7 protein-coding genes are annotated in these 9,478 nt (G+C 61.9%); 3 read left to right on the top strand and 4 right to left on the bottom strand.

The window, feature by feature from the left end; genetic code table 11:
- The 3 genes from ACFCU0_RS08375 to ACFCU0_RS08365 form a co-directional block, all read left to right on the top strand.
- Positions 1-2,103: ATP-binding protein (locus ACFCU0_RS08375; RefSeq protein WP_434973213.1), on the top strand; the 2,103-nt coding region annotated here is incomplete at its 5' end.
- A gap of 725 nt (positions 2,104-2,828) precedes the next feature.
- A complete protein-coding gene (locus ACFCU0_RS08370) occupies positions 2,829-3,194 on the top strand; it encodes a hypothetical protein (RefSeq protein ID WP_434973212.1) in 366 nt (121 codons plus the stop codon).
- A 113-nt stretch (positions 3,195-3,307) separates the two neighbouring features.
- Positions 3,308-4,003 carry a hypothetical protein gene (locus ACFCU0_RS08365; RefSeq protein WP_434973211.1) on the top strand — a complete coding sequence of 232 codons (696 nt, stop codon included), beginning with the start codon at positions 3,308-3,310 and terminating at the stop codon, positions 4,001-4,003.
- 211 nt (positions 4,004-4,214) lie between these two features.
- Here ACFCU0_RS08365 and ACFCU0_RS08360 read toward each other — a convergent pair whose 3' ends face one another.
- The 4 genes from ACFCU0_RS08360 to ACFCU0_RS08345 form a co-directional block, all read right to left on the bottom strand.
- Positions 4,215-5,153 (bottom strand): universal stress protein, encoded by a 939-nt coding sequence (locus ACFCU0_RS08360; protein ID WP_434973210.1) that lies wholly within the window; start codon positions 5,151-5,153, stop codon positions 4,215-4,217.
- A 40-nt stretch (positions 5,154-5,193) separates the two neighbouring features.
- The gene (locus ACFCU0_RS08355; protein WP_434973209.1) at positions 5,194-6,111 is read right to left on the bottom strand and encodes a universal stress protein; all 918 of its coding nucleotides are present in this window, start codon (positions 6,109-6,111) and stop codon (positions 5,194-5,196) included.
- A 59-nt stretch (positions 6,112-6,170) separates the two neighbouring features.
- Positions 6,171-7,229: an Acg family FMN-binding oxidoreductase gene (locus ACFCU0_RS08350; RefSeq protein ID WP_434973208.1), complete on the bottom strand. Its 1,059-nt coding sequence runs from the start codon at positions 7,227-7,229 to the stop codon at positions 6,171-6,173.
- Positions 7,230-7,453: 224 nt separating this feature from the next.
- Complete coding sequence (locus ACFCU0_RS08345) at positions 7,454-9,409, bottom strand: serine hydrolase domain-containing protein (RefSeq protein ID WP_434973207.1); 1,956 nt, start codon at positions 9,407-9,409, stop codon at positions 7,454-7,456.
- Positions 9,410-9,478 lie beyond the last annotated feature (69 nt).

The following is a 9,478-nucleotide window of genomic DNA, read 5'->3' as shown; positions in this document are numbered from 1 at the left end:
ATGACGCCGCTCGTGGACCATACCGGCGATGCGATCGGCGTGGCAGCCACGGCGCAGGACGTCACGCAGGAAGTCCAGGCGCGTGAAGCGCTACAACAGGAGCGTGACCTGCTCCGGGGCGTGGCCGACACCAGCGCCGCGGGCATCATCGTCGCAGACCCAAATGGAAACGTATCATTCGCCAATACCCGCGCCGAGACGCTTCTGCAGTCCCGACGATCGGTACTGTCAGAAAATTTTCTGGACGCCCGCTTTTGGGCCGCTCGCGACGCCAGCGGCCGCATGTTTTCCGCAGAGGACCTTCCCTTCCAGCGGGTGCTGCGTACGGGCGATCCCGTGTTCGACGTGGAAATGGTACTGGACCGTCCCGGGCGGGACGTCATCCTATCTATCAATGCGGCCCCCATTCACGACGACGAGGGCAAGGTCGTGCAGATCGTGATTGTGATGGAAGACATCACGGACCGCATGGCGCGGCAGCTCCGAATTCGCGAGCACAACGAGATCCTGTCCAGGCTGGCAAAGATGCAGGTGGAGATGCGAGACGACGTCGACGGCATCCTCCGGTATACGGCGGAAACCGCCCAGGATGCGTTCGGGACAGACCGGGTGAGCATCTGGAGGCGGGACGAAAAGACGGATGACTTCGTTTGCGTGGAGGTTGTCGGGCCCGGCGAGTCGGAAGATATCGGAATGCGGATCGGTAAACCGGCCTACAAGAATTATATCCGTGCTATCCAGGATCGACGCGCGGTCTGCAGCGAAGACGTGCACCGCGACGAGCGGCTCCGCAAGCTGACGACATATAATCAGGAGCGAAATATTCAATCCACGCTGGATGCTCCGGTCCGCGTCGGCGGAAAGCTCGTCGGCCTGGTGTCCGCGGAGCACATCGGCGAGCGCCGGTCATGGTCGGCGGACCTGCAAAACTTCGCCGGGTCCATCGCCGACGTCGTTGCACAAACCTTTATTGTACTGGAACAGGATCGCGCCCGATCCGCTCTCCGACGAAGTGAGCAGCGGTGGAAAGCGTTGGTGGAACACCATCCGGGCGGGGTCCTGATCTCGATCGACGGTCGGGCGGTCTACGCCAACGCCGCCGCACTTGAGACCCTTGGCGCCGATTCCGTCGACGACCTCCCTTCTGAGCAACTCCTCACGATTGTCGACGAAGAATACCGTGATCAGTACAGGGAACGCCTTCGAACGGTTGTCGATGATTGTGAGACAACTCCTCCATGGGAGCATGACATCATCGGCCTGGACGGCGTGCATCGAACGATCGTGACCCAGTCGGTCCCGATCACCTATCGCAAGCAGACCGCTGCGCAGACCGTCGTGCGAGACGTCACAGAGCGACGTCGACGAGAAGAACAGCTGCGCAAGGCCAAAGAAGATGCGCAGCAGATGAACCGCCTCAAGACTACGTTCCTCGCGAACTTGAGTCACGAGATCCGGACGCCGCTGACGTCCATCATTGGCTTTGCGGAAATTCTGGAAAACGACACCCCCGAGCCCACGGACGACATTGCCACAATCATCGGAGAGAGCAGTCAGCGCCTGCTTCGAACGCTGAATTCCGTGCTCGACCTCTCAAAACTCGAGGCGGGTGCTGTCCAACTAACGCCCGAGCACCTTGACGTCGCAGAACGGACGGAGGCATCCACGCGCATCTTCGATTCTCGCGCCAGCGCATCCGGCATCAAGCTATCCACGCGGCTCCCCGATGAGCCGGCGTATGCCGACCTGGATGAATCCGCCCTCGACCGAATCCTGGACAACTTGATCGGCAACGCCCTCAAGTTCACACCGTCCGGCGGAAAGGTACAGGTTGCCGTGGAGGTCAACGATGATACAGTCGAGATCACGGTCGAAGACACCGGGATCGGTATCCCCGATGCGTTCCGCGAGTCGATTTTCGAGCCGTTTCTTCAGGCGTCGGACGATCGTGACGATAAACACGCGGGCACGGGACTGGGGCTCGCGATCACACATCGACTCGTCGATATGCTGGACGGTCGGATTACCGTGGAAAGCACCGTAGATGAGGGGACGATGTTTTCGGTAACGTTTCCCCGAGCGCGTCCACCTGAGTCCTCGTAAGCGCATCGACGTAACGGCACCTCTTCCAGGGCTCCCAACCCTCGACGCAGCGCCCTGGACGCAACGCACGCAGCACCTCCACCAAGCCGTCGACCAAATGGACAACTCGGAAACGAGGCGCCATGTAACAAGGCTGTAACGCAAGAATGGGGAGACGCCGCATTTCACGGGAATGTGAACGGGTCTCGAATGTGCTTTTTGGCATTCCCGGCACGCTGGATCCGGGCGACAGAACCGTCGATAGATGCCGTTTACTCGCATTCCTGCTACCCGCGCAGGTGGCCGCAAACCGTGTAGAAATCCGGCCTCAGCTGCCTTCAGCGCATATTCACACCGGATCGAGGCTCACCAGATGACTGACGCGTCCCTGCTCCTATACCTGAGACCCACCGTGGCCAAAGCCAGTGGCGATGGGTGCATCATCCTGTGTAAGCTTGTGGAGGCTGTGATCGTGTCAGGGGCAGTATTTTCTACCTGACCGGGTCAAACGTACCGGAACATGTGTTCTGGGGGGCCATTTCAGTGCGTGTTCTCGTGAAGATATACTTCACGATGGCTTATTTAGGACCTGGGTGCTGGTCTGAGAAGGCCGTTGGTCTTGTCAGTCTGGACCCGACCCCGACGTTCTACCCCTTTCGGTTGAGAGCACCTGCCCTAGCCGCGCTGCCAATGGGAAGCCTCCAACCGACGCGTAAACGGCTACCCTTATTCCGACCTCTTCGACCATGAAGCGGATTCTGACGACCCTCGCCTCGGTACTTGGACTTTGGATTCTCGTGAGCTTTACCGGCGTCATAGCCGATGGAGCCCGTCCTGAATTTTGGACAACGAGCCTCATGTGGAGCCTGCTCGCAGGCCTCGTGATCGCACCGTTTTATGCATTCGTCTCTTCGCAGATGTTTGCCGATGAGCCGACCGCTCCGGTCGTCGAGACGGAAGAAACGGAGGACGCTGCAGATGTCCCGGCCTTCCACAGCGGCGGTTCCGATGACGCCCCGCCGACGCGCGCGCTCAATCTCGACGAAATTGATGAGATGGAACGTGCTCGTAAGCTCTGGCCGCAGCAGAAAGAGGAGGCTGTGAGCGCGTAACATGCCTCGGACCGGTGAAGTCAGACCGGTAGCGTCGGCTGTGCGCTTGAGCGTGCGTTAGATGGCGGGATGGGGAGTGTTCGCTGCCCTTTTCCACGACTCCGTCCCCTGCCATGAAACGAATTCTGTACGGCGTAGCGGCCCTCGTCTTTGCCGGCATCTTCGTTAGCATCATCGGTATCGTTGCCGACGAAGCCAATCTGACGCTCTGGACGCAGTCTCTGATGTGGTGCCTGCTTGGGACGGTGCTCATCGTGCCCGCCGTCGTCTTTGCTGCGTCGTCCTCATCGGGTGCCGAGACGCAGGTCCGCGAATCTTCGCAAAACGAAACGGCCACCCCCAAACGGGCCGGCGCCGATACGGGGAAGCGCATCGGCGTTCGAGCGGAGACCGATCGCCCGCGGCGCTCTCCCGGTCGCATCGTCGCCTACGTTCTTTCGGTCTGCCTCGTCGTATGGACCGCCGTTAGCCTGGTGAGCCTGTTTGTCGACCAGAGCCGCCTGGGCTTCTGGACCGAGAGTGTCATGTGGTCGCTTCTTGCGCTCGTTGTCTGGGCGCCTGTCATGGCGTTTTTCATCAATCCATTTCAGGACCCGGGCCTGCAGCCGGCGCAGCCAGCGGTATCAAGCACCGGTGAGCCGGAGGACTTCGTTCCTGCCTCCTCTCCTGCCCCGGCCATGAGGTCGCCGCAACACACAGGCGACGCAGCCACGTCGTCGGAGCTCGCAGCGAACGAGCAGACGACCCTGTCTGAGTCCGAGCCGGAGGCGGATGCCGATGCGTCCCGACCCGACGAGCACGTCGTGTAGAAAGGCTGCGTAGGAGGATCACATCGACTTGCAGCGGCCATCGCTGCCGCGCCGCCCGAAGCCGGATACAAGCCAGTCCGGCCGAGCAGGCTGCAGGAATCATAATCATGCTGCGCGCATCATAGCAGAGGCCTCCAACACCATCTGGTGCCGGAGGCCTTTTCTGCGTTTCGTCGTTGTTCGTTGCGCGACGTGCAGAACGGACTAAGACTTACGCTTCCGTCGTCTCTTTCTCTTCCGTCAGCATCGTGAGAACAGGGCACTGCGCGACACGAACGATACGCTCCGTGTTCGACCCGAGGAGGAACCGTTCCACACCGCTCAACCCGCGCGTCGCCATGACGATGAGCTGCGCACCTTCACGTTCAGCGTAGTCTATCACACTTTCAGCGACACGCCCGTGCTTCACGGCCGTCGTGACTTCCACGTCCGGGCCACCAACACTGGCCGCAAGCTGTCGAAGTGCCGTTTCTGCGTTCGAAACGATCTCTTCATTCATCTCAACGACGCCGACGCCCGGGAGGCCGGTGTCGCTGAACGTCGGCACGACGCGCTTCTCCGCGACGAAGAGCAGGTGGAGGCGAGCCCCATAGGCGGCAGCAAAGTCTTTCGCGGTTCGAACGGCCTGCTTTGAGTGTTCGGAGAAATCGACCGGCGCCAGTACGTCCTCCACCAGTCTTCCTTTTTCCCCTTCCATCCACGGCACTTCCTCGTTGACCGTGATCACCGGGCAGCGGGCATGTCGCACAAGCTTGTCGGCCACGTTGCCGAGCATTAGCCGCTCGATGTTGCGATGCCCATGGGTTCCCATCACGACCAGGTCGATGCCGTACTCGTCGATGTAGTCATGAATCGTCGCCGCCACGTCAAAGCTAAGGTGGACCGAGACGGCGGTGTTGATTTCGATCGACTGACCGTCAGGCACGAGCTCGTTCAGGCGGGCCTGCGCTTCCTCGCGTATGCGGGAACGAATCTGCACGGCCTTCTCCTGAGCATCGTCCACCCCGTAAAACTCGGGGTCGAGCTCATCCACCACGTGCAGGACGTGAAGGGTGGCGTCGAAGCGCTCGGCAAGATCGACCGCCTTCGTGAGCGCATGCTCAGCGCAGGACGAGAAGTCGGTGGGTACGAGAATCGTCTGGATGTCCATAAACGAGTAGCTAGGAACAGAAAAGGAAACGTCGGGGGGGTCAGGCATGCGCCGGTTTCGACGCAGGCGGGGTCTCAACGAGCGATTTTGCGTTCGGCTTCACAACGAACACGGGCTGTTCGGCACGTCGAACGATATTCTCCGTTACGCTGCCCATGAGCAGACGGTCGAGGCCAGACCGGCCGTGGGTCGCGATCACGATCAGATCGATCTCGTGCTCGGCCGCGTAGTCGCGGATCGTCGCCGGTGCATACCCGATGCGGGCCTCGACGATGACGTGTTCGATGCCAATTTCTTCACGCGCCAATTCTGCGAGCGCGTTTTCGACATTCTCAACGACCTCTCCCGTCGGCAGTTCGACGGGTTCGATTCCATACGTCGAAGGATAAATAACTTCTTCGACCACATGCAAGAGATCCATGCGGGCACCGTACGTCAAGGCGAGTTCCCGCGCATGCGCAACCGCAAGCGTGGAGCCTTCGGAAAAGTCGACGGGAACCAGAATGCGTGACGTACCAGACGGGGCCGTTTCCTCCTTGGTACCGCGCACGGTCAGAACAGGGCAATTTGCGGACCGAACAACATCTTCTGCAACACTACCCATCAGCATCCGGTTGACGCCGGTTCGACCGTGCGTCCCCATCACGATCAGATCCGTGTCGCGCTCATCGGCAAACTCAACAATCCGTTCGTGAATGATCGCTCCCTCCAGTTGCACCTGTTCGATCGACAGGTCATCGGACGTGAACGGAAGCGATTCGATCATTTCATCGATCGTTTCCGTCGACATGGGATGGGCGTCGACCATATCGCGATACCCGTAGAGATGGCGTCCCGCGACGCTCAGAATGCACAATTCGGCGTCGTGTACGTGTGCGAGAAAGGCCGCTTGCGGAAACGCCCGCCTGGCACCTTCTGAAAAGTCTGTCGGAAAGAGAATCCGTTTGATCGAAAGCATGGCCGTTCGGGGTATTGGTGAGAAAGGTCGAACGATCTTTCGGCAGGAACCGGTCTGGGTTAGTCCTTCCGAATGGGAATGGGACGACGTCCGCTTCGGGGCGCCTGCGTGGTTGCCACCCCCATGCGAAGCACGATCTGAGGCCAAGCATCATCGCCGCAGAGGGACCGAACGTCCTGTCGCAGGCGGGACACCTTGACGGGTTGATTCAGAAAGCTTGCGCCGAGGCCGTAGCTGGTGGCCCGCAGCAGCACGTGGTCGAGCGCCTGTCCGGCCCGGAGCCAGGCGGCGACGTTATCGTCCGTTGTCGTCAGGACGGCCAGGACCGGAGCGTTGCGAATGGTGGCGGTCTCCCGGTGCCATGGATCCGGGCCGAGGCCGGGCAGCGCCTGCAGCCATCCGGCCGAAAGCGTCTGCCACCGGCTCCAGCCCCGCGTTGACCCGGGCACACCGGCGTCATCGGACGCTGAGGCCGTCCATTCCGCCAGTTCGCGCCGCACGTCGGCATCGGCCAGCATGTCCTCATTCGCTCGAATAGCGAGATCGAGCAGTCGACTACGCTGGTCGGCGTCGGACAGAACCTCAAGGTTCGCCCCTTCCGACGCTGCGGCATCTTCGAGCTGATTGAGATCCGACGTTGGAACGGTGGCATCCTCGAAGGCTTCCCGGTGCGTGCGCCGACGCTGAATCGCGGAAAAAAGCGTTTCATCCGCGAGCGTCGGCTCCATGGGAGAGCCCATCGAGATGCGGGCGAGGGCCTTTCTCCCCTTCTCCACGTCTTGCATGTGCACGGCGGCGTCTTCCTCATCCCGATCCGGAAACCACTCCACCTCAGGCGTGATGCCGACATGACGCATGGCAATGCGAAAATGGAAGAGGGCGGCCCCGCAACTCATGATGCGCTCCCGCCCTCCCGGATCGAGTGCCGGAAGCGTGCGAGCCGGATCGACGTAGAGCCACACGGACGCATCATGAACCGAGAATTGCCATGGCTGCGTGTTGTGTCCCGACGGCGCCATCACGGCATAACCGAGCAGAAACATCAACTGCTCCTCCACCGCGGCCTGTCGGGGAAACGACGGGTGCGGCGGAGACGGTGTGGGGGAACGATGCGTCATGTCTCGAGTCGAGCGCGGGAGATCTACCCAGGGTCTACCGACCGGTTACAATCGGCGACCGGCCGGTGCGGGCATTGATGCCTTGTATCCGGCGTTGCACCTGACAACGTAGCGCTTCCTGGGACCGCAAACGTAGCGACCCATCCCCGCGCGGGTGCAGGACAATCTGGCGACACGGCGTGGGGGTTTATCCCACACCGATGTCACCCGATGCCCGCCCGACGTCATGCGACCGGCGAGCCGATCAGATTCCAGTACCACAGAAACGGGATGTAGGCCAGCATGCCCGCCGTCACGATGGAGAAGTGAATACGCGTAAGGGGCGACCATGCCTTCGTGATCCAGGCCCGAATGACGAATCCGAGCAGTCCGACAGATAGAGCGGACGCCATGATCGGAAAGGCGAGAAGCGGGCGGATGGACGCGGGGTCAGTATGCGTTGGACCCAGCGGTCCACCGGTAAAGACGCGGAATGCGAGAGCAAACAGGAATCCGACGTGCAGGGCCGCGGCAAACGTGGCCAGCGGCCGGGCGTACTGCATTCCCTCCGGCGCATCGTCATCCGACGTGTTGGGTCGCATGAACTCGCGAATCGGGATAATGAAGATCGAGGCGATCGCAAGAAGGCAGATGCCGAACCAGGGGAGGCTCACGGCGGCTGTAGCCAGCAGGGGGATGCGTTCGAAGGTGGCGTTGCCCACGCGGAGTCGTGGCACCGGGCCCGGCCCGGATGTGATCGCTGCCGCCTGGGCCACCGATCGGTTCGGGGTCTGGAACCGTTGCTGTCCGACATGGCGGAGATGAAGCGGTCCGTCGGGAAGACCGAGGGTAAGCGCGGTGTCTCCCTCAGCAACCACCTCGACGTCCGGGTACGGAATGCCGAAGAGAGAAAAGAACGACTCGAAGGAGGTGTGAGGTCGCCGGGCGATCCGATACGTTCCCTCAAGGGTACCGAGGTCGGTTTGCACCGCGTCCGACATCGATAGGTGCGGTGATGGGACATTCGCCAGAATCTCTCGGAGCACGTCCGATGCCAGCGGAACGCCGGAGGCCGCATTTCCTGCGACGAAAACGCCGAGCTTCAGCTCGGGAATGATCGCGACCTGACTGCCGGCGCCGGGATACGAACCTTTATGCACGTAGGCGTCATGTCCGGAAACAACGCCTCTGAACCACCCCAGGTGCCCGCGGCGCCCGGCGAACGGGTCCAGAAGATCGCCCGGCTCGAAGGATACCGCTTCGGAAGGAAGCACCCGGACGGTATCCTGCCGGCCGCCATTCAACACCGCCTGGAGGAAGCGCGCCATATCCGCCCCGGTGGTCCAGAGCCCCCCTGCAGGCACCATCGTGACGTAATCCCGCGGCAGGGCCTCCGGTGCGTCGTTTCCGGGCACATACCCGGTAGCTGGGGTACCCGAGGCAAATTTCGGATCGGCCGCGAACGTCGAGTGCCGCATCTGAAGCGGCCGGAAGAGGAGTGAGTCAGCCAGCGCGGCGAACGATTCCCCTCGCTTCTCCGCCACAACGGCCCCGGCCCAGGCGTATCCCTCGTTCGAATATCGCGAGACGGCGCCGGCCGGATCAATCTGCGGGGGAAGTTGCCGGCGAACGACGGAGGTGAGGGACGCGGGGGGACGCGGGCTTCCGCCGCCGAGCATCCGGCCATCCAGCCCCGACGTATGCGCAAGAAGGTGTGCGAGCGTCACGTCGTCCCCCGCCTCACGGTCCACGATGTCGCGCCCGACGGGATCGTCGAGGGAGATGTCTCCGCGGGCGGCGAGGATCCGGAGAAGCGTGGCAGTGACGGGCTTGGTGACCGACGCGACGCGCACCACGGACCGGTCGCCGGACATCGGCTGCTCCTCCTCCGCGTTTGAAAAGCCGTACCCGGTCACGGAGACAATCTGGCTGCCCGTCACGACTGCGACAACAGCCCCCGGCACCGCGTGGGTGTCGAGCAGGGCGGGCACCCGCCGGTCCAGTCGCTGCTGAACGGAATCGGCATTCAGGTCCGGCCGTTGCTCCGATGAACTCGTGTCCTGCGCGGCAGCGGCAAACGCCCACCCTACGAGAACGACGCCAAATGCCAGGGCGAACAGCAGTGTACGCATGGCAGAGATCGTGAGGAGGCGAGGATCCAGCCGAGACGCATCGCCGGTCAGACGTGAGAGAATGTCCATAAGAGCGGGTTACGAACCGAATGGAAAAGACGAGCCCGCGTATGATAACGGGCCCGTCTCAGAAGCGCA

This window comes from Longibacter sp. (assembly GCF_051155795.1).
Taxonomy (GTDB): domain Bacteria; phylum Bacteroidota; class Rhodothermia; order Rhodothermales; family Salinibacteraceae; genus Longibacter.
This window is presented reverse-complemented; position numbering and strand designations above follow the sequence as displayed.